Here is a 14,647-nt window from a genome sequence, read left to right as displayed (position 1 = left end):
GCGATCCCGCCAATTGCCGGGCAGCCGTGATGACTGGCATCGAACCGCCCCTTTCTATCCATCCGTCAGTGCGCTTCGGCCCAGTTCCTGCCGGCACCTGCATCGACGACCAAGGGCACCGACAGCTTTACCGCCGGTTCGGCCGCGGCCTCCATCACGTCTCGGGCGATCGTGATCAGATCCTCCACCGCATCCTCGCGCACTTCAAAGACCAGTTCGTCATGAACTTGCAGCAGCATTTGCGCGGGCAGGTGCGCGACGGCTGCGGGCATCCGGATCATGGCGCGGCGGATGATGTCGGCCGCCGTGCCCTGGATCGGGGCGTTAATGGCCGCGCGCCGCGCCCCGCCCGCCGCCGGACCCGACTGGTTGATGCCGGGCGTGTTGATGCGCCGCCCGAACAGGGTGCGCACGCAGCCGTCGGATTTGGCGTCTGCAATGGTGCGATCCATATAGGCCCGGATTTCCGGAAACCGCTGGAAGTAGGTGTCGATGAAGTCCTGCGCCTCGGCGCGTGGAATGCGCAGGTTGCGCGACAGCCCGAACGAGGAAATCCCATAGATCACGCCAAAGTTGATGGCCTTGGCGCGGCGGCGGATCATCGGATCCATGCCTTCGACGGGCACGCCGAACATCTGGCTGGCGGTCATGGCGTGGATGTCGATGCCCTCGCGAAAGGCCAGCTTCAGCGCCGGGATGTCGGCGACGTGGGCCAGGATCCGCAACTCGATCTGGCTGTAGTCCAGGCTGACCAGCCGGTGCCCCTCGGACGCGATGAAGGCTTCGCGGATGCGTCGGCCTTCCTCGGTCCGGACGGGGATGTTCTGTAAATTCGGATCCGTGGATGCCAGCCGCCCGGTCTGCGCGCCCGCAATTGAATAGCTGGTATGGACGCGGCCCGTATCGGGGTTCACAAAGGTCGGCAGCGCGTCGGTATAGGTGGATTTCAGCTTGGAAATCTGCCGCCAGTCGAGGATGCGGGATGGCAGGTCATGGCCCTCGGCCGCCAGATCCTCAAGCACGTCGGCGCTGGTGGAAAAGGCGCCGGTCTTGCCCGTCTTGCCACCCGCAAGGCCCATCTTGTCGAACAGGATTTCACCCAGTTGCTTGGGGGAGCCGATATTGAACCGCTGGCCCGCAAGGGCATAGATCTCGTCCTCCAGCCCCGCCATCTTCTGCGCGAAGGCGCCTGACATGCGGCGCAGCGCGTCGCCGTCGATGCGGATTCCGGCCATCTCCATATCGGCCAGAACCGGCACCATCGGGCGTTCGGTCAGTTCATAGCTGGTCGTGACCCGCTCGACCGGCAACATGGGCGCAAACTGGTTGTAAAGCCGCAGCGTGACCTCGGCATCCTCGGCGGCATAGGGGGCCGCCTGGTCGATGGCCACCTGGCCAAAGTTGATCTGCGCCTTGCCCGACCCGATCAGATCCTTGATCGGGATGCACTTGTGTCCCAGATACCGCTCGGCCAGTTCGTCCATGCCGTGGTTGTGGGTGCCGGCGTTCAGGGCGTAGGACATCAGCATGGTGTCGGCCAGCGGCGTCATGCGGATGCCCCCCAATTCCGGGATCTGGCGGGCCAGCATCTTCCAGTCGTATTTCAGGTTCTGGCCGATCTTCAGGATCGCCGGATCCTCCAGCAGCGGCTTCAGGGCCGCCAGAACCTGATCCAGGGGCAATTGCCCGGCGACCAGGGCAGACTGGCCGAACAGATCGTCCCCTCCAGCCACATGGCCCACGGGAATATAGCAGGCCCGGCCCGGCGCCACGGCCAGGCAAATGCCCACCAGATCGGCCTGCATTTCATCAAGGCCGGTGGTTTCGGTGTCGATAGCGACCTGACCGGTGTCGCGGATCATCCCGACCCAGCGGTCCAGCCCGGCCTGATCAGTGATCGTTTCATACAGCGCGCGGTCGATGGGCGGCAGATCGGGGGCGGCAGGCGCGTCGCGCAGGGGGGCGGACACGACGGCGGGCGCCTCGGCCCCCAAGCGTTCGGCCACGCGGGCGGTCAGCGTGCGGAATTCCATTTCCGAGAGGAAGGCCAACAGGGCCGGCGCATCTGGCGCCTTCACCTCTAGGCTCTCCAGCGTGAAATCCAGCGGCGTGTTGCAGTCCAGTTCCACCAGCCGCCTGGAAATGCGGATCTGCTCGGCATGATCGATCAGGGTCTGTCGGCGCTTGGGTTGCCTGATTTCATCAGCGCGGGCCAGCAGGTTTTCCAGATCGCCGAATTCGGTGATCAGTTGTGCGGCGGTCTTGATGCCGATGCCCGGCGCGCCTGGCACGTTGTCGGTCGGATCGCCCGCCAGCGCCTGCACATCCACCACGCGTTCGGGCCATACACCGAACTTTTCAAACACCTCGTCGCGGTCGATGGGCTTGCCCTTGATCGGGTCCAGCATCTGCACACCGTCGCCCACAAGCTGCATCAAATCCTTGTCGCTGCTGATGATCGTGACCGCGCCGCCCGCATCGCGCGCCTTGCAGGCAAGTGCCGCGATGATGTCGTCGGCCTCATATCCCTGGGTCTCGATGCAGGCGATGTTGAAGGCGCGGGTGGCGTCGCGGGTCAGCGGAAACTGCGGGCGCAGATCCTCGGGCGGTTCGGGGCGATTGGCCTTGTAGGCGTTGTAGATGTCGTTGCGAAAGGTCTTGGACGAATGGTCGAAGATCACCGCCGCATGGGTGGGTGCATCGCTGCCCCGTTCGTCGCTGACGTATTTCCACAGCATGTTGCAGAACCCGGCGACGGCGCCGACCGGCAGCCCGTCGGATTTGCGCGTCAAGGGCGGCAGGGCGTGATAGGCGCGGAAGATGAAGGCCGATCCGTCGATCAGGTGCAGGTGGCAGCCCTTGCCGAAACCCTCGCTCATGGCCATGTTCCTTTCGTTTCCGATGCCGGTTCTGGCATGATCGCGCGATGGTTTCCAGCCGTGCCCTGAACCCGGCCAGATGTCCCGAGGTGGCGATGCCCAAGATGCGGCGCAAGGGCGACCTGCCCAGCAAGATCTGCGCCTGCTGCGGGCGTCCATTCGCATGGCGCCGGAAATGGGCGCGCGACTGGGATCAGGTCAGATACTGTTCGGACAAATGCCGGGGGGCCAAGGCCGTCAAGCCAGACCCGTGATCCTGGCGTCAGTGATCGTCATGGGCATGGTCGCGGTCGATCACGAAACGCTTGTCGCAATAGCCGCAATCCACAAAGCCGGTAATGGGCGAAATGGCCAGCCAGACGCGCGGATGGCCCATGCCGGCAGCGTCGTCGCCGTCGCAGGCAATCTTCCACTGGGTGACGATCTGCGTTTCGGGCGCCGGCAGCTTCAGTTCGGAGAGATCGGTCTGTTCCGTGGACAGCGAGTTTTCCGGGATCACGTATCGCGTCATGGCTGGCCTTCTTGTGGCGGCGGGCGGCATCTGGTGTTATTCCCCATACCGCAGCGCCGCTTGCCTTCGCAAGCCGTCGCAACCCGCCGGGGGAACCAGACCATGCCGAACGCCATCGAGATCGCGGGATTGCGCAAGACCTATGCCGCCCAGGGGACCGCACCCGCCAAGGAGGCCCTGAAAGGCATCGACCTGACCATTGCGGCAGGCAGCATCTTCGGCCTGCTGGGTCCGAACGGGGCCGGCAAATCGACGCTGATCAACATCCTTGCGGGGCTGGTCAACAAGACCGCTGGCAAGGTCACGATCTGGGGGTTCGACCAGGATGTGAACCCGCGTCAGTCGCGCGCGGCCATCGGGGTGATGCCGCAGGAACTGAACATGGACCCGTTCTTCACCCCGCGCGCCAGTCTCGAGGTTCAGGCGGGCCTCTATGGCGTGCCCAAATCCGAACGCTGGACGGATCAACTGCTGGAGCTGGTGGGCCTGACCGACCAGGCCAATGCCTATGCCCGCAACCTGTCGGGCGGGATGCGCCGCCGATTGCTGCTGGCCAAGGCCCTGGTCCACCGACCGCAGATTCTGGTCCTGGACGAACCCACCGCGGGCGTGGACATCACCCTGCGCGAAATGCTGTGGCAGAACGTCCGGGCGCTGAACCGGCAGGGCATGACCATCATCCTGACCACGCACTATCTGGAGGAGGCCGAGCAGATGTGCGACGAGATCGCCATCATCAACCACGGCGAACTGGTCGTGCGGCAGGACACGCAGAGCCTGCTGTCGCGCGCCGACGGCAAGACAATGGTTCTGGACACAGGCGGGCGCGTGGCCCTGCCCGCGCTGCCCGATGGCGCCCATCCCGAATGGCGGGGCGACGGACGGCTGGCCATCAGCTATCCGCCCTCGCGCATCCGGGCCGATCACCTGCTGGACGCGCTGCGCGGCGCGGGTGTTCCGATCCTGGACGTGGCCACCGAGCAGCCGGATCTCGAGGATGTGTTCGTCGAGATGACGCGCGCCTAGTCGCGCGGGGACACCATCGGCCCCATCATCCGCCCGCCCATGATATGCAGGTGATAGTGCGGGACTTCCTGCACGCCGTGGGGTCCGGCATTGGTAATGGCGCGAAAGCCGGGGTTGCCTCCCTCCAGCCCCACGCCCTCGCTCCGGCAGACCTCGGCGCAAAGGCGGGTAAAGCCCGCGATCTCGGCATCCGAGGCATGGGCCGCGAAATCGTCGAAGCTGACATAAGCACCCTTGGGAATCACCAGAACATGCACGGGCGCCTTGGGCGCGATGTCGCGAAAGGCCAAGGCATGATCGTTCTCGGCGACCTTTGTGCAGGGGATTTCGCCCCGCAGGATGCGGGCGAAGATGTTGGTGTCGTCATAGGCAAGCGGCATGAAGGGGGTCCTGTGCTCAGTCAGTGAACAGATGCGGCGTCCGGGCCAGATCCTGGGCCACAGTTGGCGCGATGTCCAGAAAGCGCGCAAGTGCCTGGGCATTCGCATCCGCCGGGGCATCAGCCGACAAGGTGTCGAACCGCGCAAACCGCATGTCGCGCAGGTGCTGGGCCTCATGGGCCAGATCGCGGGCGACCACGGGCAGCAACTGCCGGATCACCGTATCGGGGGTGCCGTCCCCAGCCAGCCCGGTGCGGCGCAGGTGGCCGCGCAGATAGGCTTCGTCCAGGGGGCTGTCGATGAACAAGATGCGCGTTTCCGCCCGGTCGGCTGCCAAATCGGCGATCAGCGGCACGGCCGCAGGGTCGAGGCACAGAACCAGCTTGCGGGTTCCGAAAGCGTCCATCAGCAAGCGCACCAGCGCACGGCGATGCCGTTCCCGCTTGCTCAGGGTCGAGGCGATGCCGCCCAGGTCAGGCAACGCCGCTTCGCGTTCATTGAACAGGTAATCGACGGCCGGAATGTCAGTTTGCGTCCGGATGGCCGCCGTCAGCCGTTTGGCGACATGCCATTTCTTGGCCACGATCAGACACAGGACATGATGCGGCGCCGCCTGGTCATCTTCCCAGAAGCGGGGGGCAAACCGGCGCCCCGCGCGACCGCGTGCGGTCAGAAAGCGAAACAGCGCCGGGGCTTCGTTGGTGATGACGAACCCAATCCCCTCGGCCTGCCACAACTGGCCCAGACGTGTCCGCAGATCCTGTGCTTCATGACTGATCTTGCGGGCAAAAAGATAATCCTGCCGGATCAGCAGGTCATAATGGTCATTGTAAAACGTCACCGGCATTCCGTAATCGGTGAACAACAGGCAGGTCGGCGACCGACGCCGGATCTCCTCCTTGGGGACGACATGGGCGACAAGGGTCTGGAAAAAGGTTTCATCCGGAATCCAGGTGGTGCGGAAAAAGCGCGGCAAGTCGGGACGCCGATCCAGCAGCGCCAGCATCGATTCGACCGTCGTTCGGCGCAGGCACCACCATTGCGACCCGATCATCACCTGGACGCCCGCAGGTGGCGCGCGTTCGAGACGCAGCGCCTTTTGCAGCCGCAAACCGGCATAGAAAAGCCGCGCGTTGCGACGTTCGTTGAACCAGTGCCGATAGATCAGCCGCTCGGCGCGAAGACCTGTCTTGATCCAATCGCTTTTGAAGAAATCGAAGGATTCGATGTAGTCGGCATCGTCCCGGTCCAGAAAGACCCGCGCATAATCCGCTGACTTGATGGGCATGCAGTCGCCCGACAGAAGATAGAAATGCGTGGCTTGGGGAAACTGCTGTTCGGCCCTGCGCAGCGCCGACAGACTGGCGGCAACCAAAGACCATTCCCCCCAGCCACACCGGTATCGCCGCGAGGCAAAGGCAACCCCTGACTGGCCCGCCAGGGCCTGCCGGATCATCCGGTAATCCTGTGCCGGTGCGTTGCGGTCGTAATGCAGGATAACGTAATCACCCAGGGCCGTCAGCCGTCGGACCTGTTCGACGATGCCCTGCGGATCCTTGTGCGCCAGCAAGATAAAGGCAATGCGGACCATGAGGCGGATTCTTAACCTGTGACGTGCTAATCGAAAGCCGATGCAACTTGTGCTTGAGCAGTATTCTGTGTGTAAACGCCTTTGCCGCGCCACGACAAGCCGGACCGCGTTCAGAAAGGATGGGCGACAATGGGCTATCCCGGCGTCTGGATGACGGAAAGCGAAGGCCTGATCTATCGGGTGGTGCCGAAATGCGCCTGTTCGACCATTGGACAGATCATGTTCTTTTCCGACCACGGCCGGTTCTTCGACGGCGATATCCACGATTCCGCCACGGGGCTGCACAAATGGTCGCAGGACCACAGCAAGCCGGCAATCGAAAACGCCGTAAGGCATGGCAATGCCCTGGCCTTTACCTGCGTGCGCAATCCCTATGCGCGAATCCTGTCATCGTTCTTCGACAAGATCGCCGGCATCCAGCGAAACGGCCGGCGCTATCGCGGCAATCTCGTGCCTCAGCTTGCCCAGCAATATGGGGTGGATGTCGGCAGCCTGGAAAACGGCTTTGCCTTTGACCAGATCGCCAGCTTTCGCCGGTTCCTGCTGTTTGCGCGCGACACGATCCGCTGGCGCAAGCCGATGGAACCCGACATCCATTGGTCATCGATGTCGGGCCATATCGGAACCTTCATCGCGAATGGCGGCCATTACGACCGCATTCTGTTCACCGAAACCCTGAATGACGGCATGGCGCAGATCCTGCAATCGGCCCGCACCCCGGTCGCGGTGGATTTGTCACGTGTTCCCCGCTTCAACGAATCCGAAGGCCACGGCCCCAAGCGCGCCTATCCAGTCAGCGCTTATTTCGATGACCTGTCACGGCATCTGATCTGGGAAATCTACAAGGATGACTTCCAGCTTTTCCAGTACGATTTCGACAACCCCGACAACAAGATGCCCCTGGGCGAGATCGACTTGGACGAGGTTCATGCGAAATTGGGCTGCTGAGGCCAAGGGAAGCCATCACTCCAGATGGCTTTCCATGAACCACAGATCCTTGTCCACGCTGCGCGAGGCGGCCGTGAAGATGTCGGCGGTATCGGCATCGCCCGCCTCGTCCGTCGCGTCGATGGCTGATCGCAGCTTTTCGCCATGGTCGCGGTAACGTTCGCACAAGGCCTTGATATGATCCTCGGCCTTGGTCATATCGGTCGGGTATTCTGCCACGCCGCTTGCGCCCGCCACCTTTTGCACAGTGCCGATGGCTACACCGTCCAGTTGCTGCACCCGTTCGGCCATTACGTCGATATGGCCGCGCAGATTGTCATGGATGGTATCGAACAGTTCATGCACGGCGATGAAGTTTCGGCCCTTCACATTCCAATGCGCCTGCTTGACCGCCAGAACCAAGGCGATCGAATCGGCCAGCCGCCCGTTCAACTCTGAAATCGAGGTCTTGCGGGCATTGTCGGACAGCCCCTTCAGTTCGACAGCCATGACCGGCTCCTTCCGTTGTGCGTGATTTGCCATCCAACGGCTGCGGCCGGGCGGGGTTCCATCAGGGTTCGGGCGGCCGGAAACGACAACGGCGCCCCAAGGGACGCCGTTCCTGACATAACTGTGGGCCGGTGATCGCGTCAGACCGCGCCCTTGATGAAGGTCACGGCATCGCCGACGGTCTGGATCGTTTCGGCGGCGTCGTCGGGAATTTCGATCCCGAATTCTTCCTCGAACGCCATGACCAGTTCCACGGTGTCAAGGCTGTCGGCGCCCAGATCGTCAATGAACGAGGCGGATTCGACCACCTTGTCTTCCTCGACGCCCAGATGCTCGACCACGATCTTCTTCACGCGATCAGCGATATCGCTCATGTCACATCCTCATTCTCGCGGGCATCCGCCCAAAGTTATCCGCGAACGCATAATTCGCTTCGGCACAGGGCGGTTTCCCTGCTGCTCAAGCCGGGGATATAGCACCCGCGAACCCTGTTGCAACCGCTTTTGCTTGGCGTGGCATTGTCAGACCATTGCCATGCCGCCATTCACATGCAGGGTGGCTCCGGTCACATATCCCGCCTCGGGGCTGGCCAGATACAGGACCGCCGCCGCGATCTCGTCCGGGCGGCCCATGCGGCCTGTGGGGATCTGGCCCAGAATCCTGTCCTTCTGATCGTCGGTCAGGCTGTCGGTCATAGGCGTCTCGATGAATCCCGGCGCCACGCAGTTCACGGTGATGCCCCGGCTTGCGACCTCATAGGCCAGCGACTTGGACATCCCCACCAGCCCCGCCTTGGCGGCGGCATAGTTGCCCTGCCCCGGATTGCCCGTAGCCCCCACGACCGAGGTGATGGACACGATCCGCCCCCAGCGGGCCTTCATCATGCCGCGCAGCGCCGCGCGCGACAGGCGGAACACACTGGACAGGTTCACCTCCAGCACCTGCGCCCATTCGTCGTCCGACATGCGCATGAACAGGTTGTCGCGCGTGATTCCGGCATTGTTGACCAGGATGTCCACCGATCCCATCGCCCCGGCCGCGTCCTTGACCAGCCGGGCCGCGGCCTCGGGGTCTGACAGGTTCGCGGGCACCACATGGGCGCGCTCGCCCAATCCGGCTGCCAGTTCCCCCAACGGCCCCTCGCGCGTGCCCGACAGGGCGACGGTGGCGCCCGCCCCGTGCAGCGCCTGCGCGATGGCCCCGCCGATGCCGCCGGATGCACCCGTGACCAACGCCGTCTTGCCTGTCAGATCGAACATGCCTGATCCTTCTTCGTTGTCCAAATACCCGAAGGGCAACCTCAGCCCTTCAGCGCCGCGATATCGGCGGGGACACCCACGTTGCGGACGCTGATGTCCCTGGCGATGCGCTTGATCATCCCCGACAGCGCCTTGCCGGCGCCGATTTCCCAGAACTCGGTCACGCCGGCCTCGGCCATGTTGGCGATGGATTCGCGCCAGCGGACCGTGCCCGTCACCTGTTCGACCAGCAGCCGGCGGATCGCGCCGGGTTCGACCACGGCCTCGGCGCGGACATTGGCGATCAGCGGCACGGCGGGGGGCTGGATATCCACGGCCGCCAGGGCATTGGCCATCACGGCGGCGGCGGGCTGCATCAGCACCGAATGGAACGGGGCCGAGACCGGCAGCATCACCGCCCGCTTGGCCCCCGCCGCCTTCATCGCCTCGGCCGCGCGCTCCACTGCGCCCCTGTGGCCCGAGATCACCACCTGGCCCGGATCGTTGTCATTGGCGGCCTGCACGACCTCGTCGCCCGCGACCTCTCGGGCGATGTGATCGACGGTGGCGAAATCCAGGCCCAGGATCGCGGCCATCGCGCCCTGGCCCACCGGCACGGCCTCTTGCATGGCCTGCCCGCGCAGGCGCAAAAGCCGCGCCGTATCCTCGAGCGTCAGCGACCCCGCCGCGCAGAGCGCCGAGTATTCGCCCAGCGAATGCCCCGCCACGAAATTCGCGTCCTGGATGGTGAGGCCTTCGGATTCGAGCGCCCGGAACGCCGCGACCGAGGTTGCCATCAGCGCGGGCTGCGCGTTTTGCGTCAGGGTGAGGGTCTCGATGTCGCCGTTCCAGATCAGGTCCGAAAGCTTTTCCCCTAGCGCCTCGTCCACCTGGTCGAACACGTCGCGCGCCGCCGGATAGGCCTCGGCCAGCTCGCGCCCCATGCCGACGGCCTGAGCGCCTTGGCCAGGAAAGACGAATGCGCGCATGGGGGCCTCCTAAGGGGGGTTGGTTCAGGAGGGATAGCGCGGATGGGGGTGGTAGGGAAAGGGGATGATTTAGGCTATATGCAAACAACAACCGTGTCAGTAACGGGTGTAAGTATACCTTAACAAAAATATAAAAACTTGTTCGACGTAGTCAGGAAAGTATGATATGATCAAAGTAAGCACCTGGCTTACACTTGCATGCACCGTAGATTCCCGTATACCTAAATGGGGAGTATATTTATGCTGCGTCAAAAATTAGCAGATGGAACTCATTCCCTTGGTGTACTGGCAGCATTACAGATTATTTTTTCAGCTATTGCCGCATCCCCTGGCAATGCCCAGGATTCAGTTTGGCTAGCCTGTGAATTTGTTGACTGCGTTGCGGTCGACAGCCCGCCATGGGATTGTGCTTCTGCAGCGCTTAGGACTAAAATATTTTCATTTGAACCTAAAAATATTTCTGGAAAAAGCGGGAACGGTGATGAATATGTAAATAACTATTCCGAAATAATATCCATAGCATGCGATGAACGTCTTTGCTCTATAAACAGATTAGACAGATTTTCAGGTTTTTTATATGAAACAGCATTTGGTAATTTGCAATTGGGAAAAAATAGAGGTCCACTCACAAAATCTGACATATATAGTATGAGCAAGTACGGCCAGACTCGATACACATATAAGTGCAGCGCTGCGACACAAAAGTTCTAAAAGACGCTGCTCCGGTGAGGTAGGAGATATGGGCAGTAAGTAATTGAAATTTTTCTAGGAATCTTCGAGTGGACTTGCTTAGCCTCTACTAAACCATATCCAATATATCTGCAACAGAAGGGAAAAAGCAATGAGATCAGTTTCACGCTTGGTTACCTTTATAGCCCTCTCCATAACTGTAGGAGTTGGATCGGCCTCAAGCCAAGGTCGCTGTCCAGCTGGTGACTCGGGATGCACAGTTGATAATGCAGGCACTTACATTCAGGATCGAGTGAATCAAGGCTTCCAGGATGTCCAGGAAGCCGACAGTATATCAGAACGTGTCGATGAAGTACAAAATACACTTCAAGACTGTCTCGAATGTGGGATGGATGCAGTCACAAGTGGAATGGATCAAATTACTGGCTTAGAAAACCAGTAATATACCGTTCTTTATAACTTAATCTTATAAAAAGGGAGGGGCCACCCGGCCCCTTCCCGTCTCACCCCAGGCCCTTCAGCCCCTCACCCGACCAGTTCCAGCCCCGAGAAGAAGAACGCGATCTCCTCCCTGGCCGTCTCGGGCGCGTCGGACCCGTGGACCGAGTTCTCGCCCACCGACAGGGCGAATTCCTTGCGGATGGTGCCTTCGTCGGCCTGGGCGGGGTTGGTGGCGCCCATCACCTCGCGGTTCTTGGCAATGGCGCCCTCGCCTTCCAGCACCTGCACCACGACCGGCTCGGACGCCATGAACTCGACCAGTTCGCCGTAAAAGGGGCGGTCCTTGTGGACCTCGTAGAACTTGCCCGCCTGTTCCGGCGACAGCTTGATGCGTTTCTGCGCGATGATGCGCAGGCCCGCGTCCTCGAATTTCGCGTTGATCCTGCCGGTCAGGTTGCGGCGGGTGGCGTCGGGCTTGATGATGGAAAGCGTGCGTTCGATGGCCATGAAGGCGTCCCCTTGCTGTGTCCGGCGGGCCAGCCCCGCCGCGGTCTGAAATCCGCGCCCGGTTATCAGGGATGGCATTGCCGGGCAAGGCGGGCATGATGGGCGCGAAACAGCCAAAGGCCCGCGCATGACCGAACCCCTTCCAAAGCCCCCCGCCCGCCCTCGCCTGCAGCCCGGCCCCATCGCCACCGCCCTTGCCGGCATCCTGTTGCTGGTGGCCTTGTGGCAATGGTCGAACGTGCTGCTGATGGGGTTCGGCGCGATCCTGATCGCCATCGCCCTGCGGGCGGGGGCTGCGTTCCTGCACCGTCACGCCGGGCTGGGCTTCAAGCCGGGGGTGGTTGCGGTCGCGCTGGCGGTGGTGCTGGTCCTGGCGGGGATGGTCGCCCTGGCCGGGCCGGCGATCTCGGACCAGTTCCGCCAGTTGATCGGCAGCCTGCCCGACGCCTGGGACCAGGTGACGACCTGGCTGTCCGAAAGCTCGGTCGGGCAGTTTCTGGAGCAGCGGATGGAGGACGCCGCCCGGACCGAGAACGGAGGGGCGGCGACGGACAGCCTGCCCTCGGTCTTTGGCTATGTGACGGGGACGCTGAGCACGGTGTTCGGCGGGGTGGCGAACCTGATCCTGCTGCTGACCGTGGCGGTCTTTCTGGCGCTGGACGCGCCGATGTACCGCGGCGGCGCCCTGCGGCTGGTGCCGCTGTCCTATCGCGCGCGGACAGGCCGGATCGCCGACGAACTGGCGCAGGCCCTGGCCCGCTGGATGGGGGGGCAGGCGCTGGACATGCTGCTGGTCGCGGTGGCGACCGGCCTGGGACTGTGGCTGCTGGGGGTTCCGCTGGCCCTGGTGCTGGGGCTGATCGCGGGGCTGACCAACATCATCCCGGTCGTCGGTCCGTTTCTGTCGGGCATTCCCGCGGTGCTGTTCGCGCTGACCCAAGGGTTCGACATGGCGATCTATGTCGCGCTGCTGTTCGTGGTCATCCAGCAGGTCGAGGGCAACCTGCTGATGCCCATGATCCAGCGTTACGCGGCCGACCTGCCGCCGGCGCTGACGGTTCTGGCGATCGTTGCCTTTGGCGGGCTGTTCGGCTTTGCCGGCATCGTGCTGGCGACGCCCCTGCTGCTGGTGGCGATCATCCTGGTCAAGCGCATCTATGTCGAGGATGTGCTGGGCGACCGGTTGGGCGACTAGCCCGGCATGGCCGCGACCTGGGGCTTTGACCCGCCAGGGCAGCCGGCAGAATCCGGCTGGCCCCTGCGCAAGGGCCGGTATCTGGCCCGCCTGGCCCGGACGCCGGAAGATTTGCACAGGGCGCAGCGGTTGCGCTGGCTGTGCTTTATCGCCCGGCTGGGGTTGGCCGACGACGGATCGCGCCGCGATGCCGACAGGCTGGATGCCCTGTGCCGCCATCTGCTGATCGAAGACGCGCGGTCCGGAGGGCTGGTCTGCTGCCTGCGATTCCTGCCGCTGGCCAGCGGCGGGGACATCGCCCGCAGCTATTCGGCGCAGTTCTATGATCTGACTGCCCTGGAATCCTTTGACGCCCCCCTGTTCGAGGTCGGACGGTTCTGCGTTCATCCGGCCGTCAGCGACCCCGACATCATCCGCATGGCCTGGGCCGCCCTGACCCGCCTGGTCGAGGAAAAAGGGGTCCAGATGCTGTTCGGCTGTTCCAGCTTTGCCGGGACCGATCCCGCAGCCCATGCCGATGCCTTTGCCGTCCTGCGCCGGCGGCATCTTGCCCCCCGTCGATGGAAACCACTCATCAAGGCACCCGAGGTGTATCGGCTGGCCCGCGCATGGTCCCGCGGCCGGACAGAGCCAAGACAGGGCATGACCGCGATTCCGCCGCTGCTGCGCAGCTATCTGGCCCTGGGGGGATGGGTCAGCGACCATGCCGTGATCGACCGCGCCCTGCAAACGCTGCACGTTTTCACCGGTCTCGAGATGCGCTCGATCCCCCCTGCCCGCAGGCGCCTGCTCAGGGCAGCCTTGGGCTGAGCCGATTTCAGGGCTGCCCTTTTCTTCGGCAATCAGCCCGTTTTTCAATCAGTCGGGCAATTGCTGCGTGAGGGGCAGGCATAAAAGAAATGCCCTGCAATTGACCTTTGCGACCGCGAAACGCCCTGTCGGAGCATGTTCGACAGGCCCGCGTCCCAGCCCTCTCTTCAGCGCAGCCATGGTGCGGCGCGGATCGTCATGGGATCACAGGGATTGGCCGATCTGGCACAGTCGGGATCAGCCAAGGCCATGCTGCCGCGTGTGGCGGCGGGCGTGCCGGAAATCGTGTTTCTGAACACTTCGGGCGGCCTGGCCTCGGGCGACCGGCTGTCGTTTACAGCCATCTTGCGGGGCAATGCCCGTGCCGTGGCCACCACCCAAACGGCCGAGCGGGCCTATCGTGCCGAAGGCATCGCAGCCCGTGCCGAAGTCCACCTGCACGCGGGCGAGAATGGCTGGATCGACTGGATTCCCCAGGAAACCATCCTGTTCGACGGCGCCGGGCTGGACCGCGACACCCAAGTCGATCTGGCCCCCGGTGCCGGATGCCTGCTGCTGGAAATGATCGTGCTGGGCCGCCTGGCGATGGGCGAAAGCCTCTGCCGCCTGCGCCTGCGCGACCGCCGCGTGGTGCGCTGCGCGGGCCGGGTCGTGCATCACGATGCCATGGTGCTGGATGACCGCACCCTGCCCCGGCTGGCTGGCCCGGCGCTGCTGGATGGCGCCCGCGCCGTGGCGACTCTGGCGATGATCGCGTCCCATGCGCCCGACCTTCTGGACCGCGCCCGCGCCTTGCTGGACGAGCCAGGCGTCACAGGGGCGGCCAGTGCTCCACCGGGGCGGCTGGTGATCCGGCTGCTGGCGCGGGACGACTGGCCCCTGCGGCGGCAGGTCAACCGGCTGCTGGCCGCCCTGCGCCCCGATCCCCTTCCCCGTGTCTGGCAGGTCTGACC

Annotated in this window: 16 protein-coding genes; 7 read left to right on the top strand and 9 right to left on the bottom strand. The window is 63.4% G+C overall.

Features of this window, described 5'->3' with window-relative positions:
* Nucleotides 1–65: 65 nt before the first annotated feature.
* The gene (polA, locus tag EYE42_RS03990) at nucleotides 66–2,879 is read right to left on the bottom strand and encodes a DNA polymerase I (protein ID WP_130990021.1); all 2,814 of its coding nucleotides are present in this window, start codon (nucleotides 2,877–2,879) and stop codon (nucleotides 66–68) included.
* 95 nt (nucleotides 2,880–2,974) lie between these two features.
* On the opposite strand from polA, the gene EYE42_RS03985 reads away from it, so the two are divergent.
* Nucleotides 2,975–3,133: a DUF2256 domain-containing protein gene (locus tag EYE42_RS03985; RefSeq protein WP_130990226.1), complete on the top strand. Its 159-nt coding sequence runs from the start codon at nucleotides 2,975–2,977 to the stop codon at nucleotides 3,131–3,133.
* An 8-nt stretch (nucleotides 3,134–3,141) separates the two neighbouring features.
* Here the strand turns inward: EYE42_RS03985 and EYE42_RS03980 are convergent, their stop codons facing one another.
* On the bottom strand, nucleotides 3,142–3,330 hold the full coding sequence (locus EYE42_RS03980; RefSeq protein WP_130990225.1) for a zinc-finger domain-containing protein: 189 nt from the start codon (nucleotides 3,328–3,330) through the stop codon (nucleotides 3,142–3,144).
* A gap of 162 nt (nucleotides 3,331–3,492) precedes the next feature.
* On the opposite strand from EYE42_RS03980, the gene EYE42_RS03975 reads away from it, so the two are divergent.
* Complete coding sequence (locus EYE42_RS03975; protein WP_130990020.1) at nucleotides 3,493–4,416, top strand: ABC transporter ATP-binding protein; 924 nt, start codon at nucleotides 3,493–3,495, stop codon at nucleotides 4,414–4,416.
* Here the strand turns inward: EYE42_RS03975 and EYE42_RS03970 are convergent.
* Nucleotides 4,413–4,796 (bottom strand): histidine triad nucleotide-binding protein, encoded by a 384-nt coding sequence (locus EYE42_RS03970; protein WP_130990019.1) that lies wholly within the window; start codon nucleotides 4,794–4,796, stop codon nucleotides 4,413–4,415. The two genes, EYE42_RS03975 and EYE42_RS03970, sit on opposite strands and share 4 nt — an antisense overlap.
* A 16-nt stretch (nucleotides 4,797–4,812) precedes the next feature.
* Nucleotides 4,813–6,387 carry a DUF5928 domain-containing protein gene (locus EYE42_RS03965; RefSeq protein ID WP_130990018.1) on the bottom strand — a complete coding sequence of 525 codons (1,575 nt, stop codon included), beginning with the start codon at nucleotides 6,385–6,387 and terminating at the stop codon, nucleotides 4,813–4,815.
* 129 nt (nucleotides 6,388–6,516) lie between these two features.
* On the opposite strand from EYE42_RS03965, the gene EYE42_RS03960 reads away from it, so the two are divergent.
* Nucleotides 6,517–7,335 (top strand): sulfotransferase family protein, encoded by an 819-nt coding sequence (locus EYE42_RS03960; RefSeq protein ID WP_130990017.1) that lies wholly within the window; start codon nucleotides 6,517–6,519, stop codon nucleotides 7,333–7,335.
* A 15-nt stretch (nucleotides 7,336–7,350) separates the two neighbouring features.
* Here the strand turns inward: EYE42_RS03960 and dps are convergent, their stop codons facing one another.
* The 4 genes from dps to fabD form a co-directional block, all read right to left on the bottom strand.
* Nucleotides 7,351–7,857 (bottom strand): DNA starvation/stationary phase protection protein Dps, encoded by a 507-nt coding sequence (gene dps, locus EYE42_RS03955; RefSeq protein WP_281277798.1) that lies wholly within the window; start codon nucleotides 7,855–7,857, stop codon nucleotides 7,351–7,353.
* Nucleotides 7,858–7,964: 107 nt separating this feature from the next.
* Nucleotides 7,965–8,198 (bottom strand): acyl carrier protein, encoded by a 234-nt coding sequence (locus tag EYE42_RS03950; RefSeq protein WP_089387089.1) that lies wholly within the window; start codon nucleotides 8,196–8,198, stop codon nucleotides 7,965–7,967.
* Nucleotides 8,199–8,345: 147 nt separating this feature from the next.
* Nucleotides 8,346–9,083 carry a 3-oxoacyl-ACP reductase FabG gene (gene fabG, locus EYE42_RS03945; protein ID WP_130990015.1) on the bottom strand — a complete coding sequence of 246 codons (738 nt, stop codon included), beginning with the start codon at nucleotides 9,081–9,083 and terminating at the stop codon, nucleotides 8,346–8,348.
* A gap of 41 nt (nucleotides 9,084–9,124) precedes the next feature.
* Nucleotides 9,125–10,051: an ACP S-malonyltransferase gene (fabD, locus tag EYE42_RS03940; protein WP_130990014.1), complete on the bottom strand. Its 927-nt coding sequence runs from the start codon at nucleotides 10,049–10,051 to the stop codon at nucleotides 9,125–9,127.
* Nucleotides 10,052–10,291: 240 nt separating this feature from the next.
* Here fabD and EYE42_RS03935 point away from each other — a divergent pair, with 240 nt between their 5' ends.
* On the top strand, nucleotides 10,292–10,762 hold the full coding sequence (locus tag EYE42_RS03935) for a hypothetical protein (RefSeq protein WP_130990013.1): 471 nt from the start codon (nucleotides 10,292–10,294) through the stop codon (nucleotides 10,760–10,762).
* Nucleotides 10,763–11,266: 504 nt separating this feature from the next.
* Here the strand turns inward: EYE42_RS03935 and ndk are convergent.
* Nucleotides 11,267–11,689 carry a nucleoside-diphosphate kinase gene (gene ndk / locus EYE42_RS03930; protein WP_130990012.1) on the bottom strand — a complete coding sequence of 141 codons (423 nt, stop codon included), beginning with the start codon at nucleotides 11,687–11,689 and terminating at the stop codon, nucleotides 11,267–11,269.
* Between the two features lie 127 nt (nucleotides 11,690–11,816).
* Between ndk and EYE42_RS03925 the strand changes: the two genes are divergently transcribed.
* The 3 genes from EYE42_RS03925 (at nucleotide 11,817) to EYE42_RS03915 (ending at nucleotide 14,645) form a co-directional block, all read left to right on the top strand.
* Nucleotides 11,817–12,884, top strand: coding sequence for an AI-2E family transporter (locus EYE42_RS03925; RefSeq protein WP_130990011.1), 1,068 nt, complete (start codon nucleotides 11,817–11,819; stop codon nucleotides 12,882–12,884).
* Between the two features lie 6 nt (nucleotides 12,885–12,890).
* A complete protein-coding gene (locus tag EYE42_RS03920; protein WP_130990010.1) occupies nucleotides 12,891–13,694 on the top strand; it encodes a GNAT family N-acetyltransferase in 804 nt (267 codons plus the stop codon).
* Between the two features lie 135 nt (nucleotides 13,695–13,829).
* Complete coding sequence (locus EYE42_RS03915; protein WP_130990009.1) at nucleotides 13,830–14,645, top strand: urease accessory protein UreD; 816 nt, start codon at nucleotides 13,830–13,832, stop codon at nucleotides 14,643–14,645.
* Nucleotides 14,646–14,647: the final 2 nt, after the last annotated feature.

The organism is Paracoccus subflavus, from assembly GCF_004310345.1.
GTDB lineage: Bacteria > Pseudomonadota > Alphaproteobacteria > Rhodobacterales > Rhodobacteraceae > Paracoccus > Paracoccus subflavus.
The sequence above is the reverse complement of the archived record's forward strand: the minus strand, read 5'-3'. Positions and strand labels throughout refer to the sequence as shown.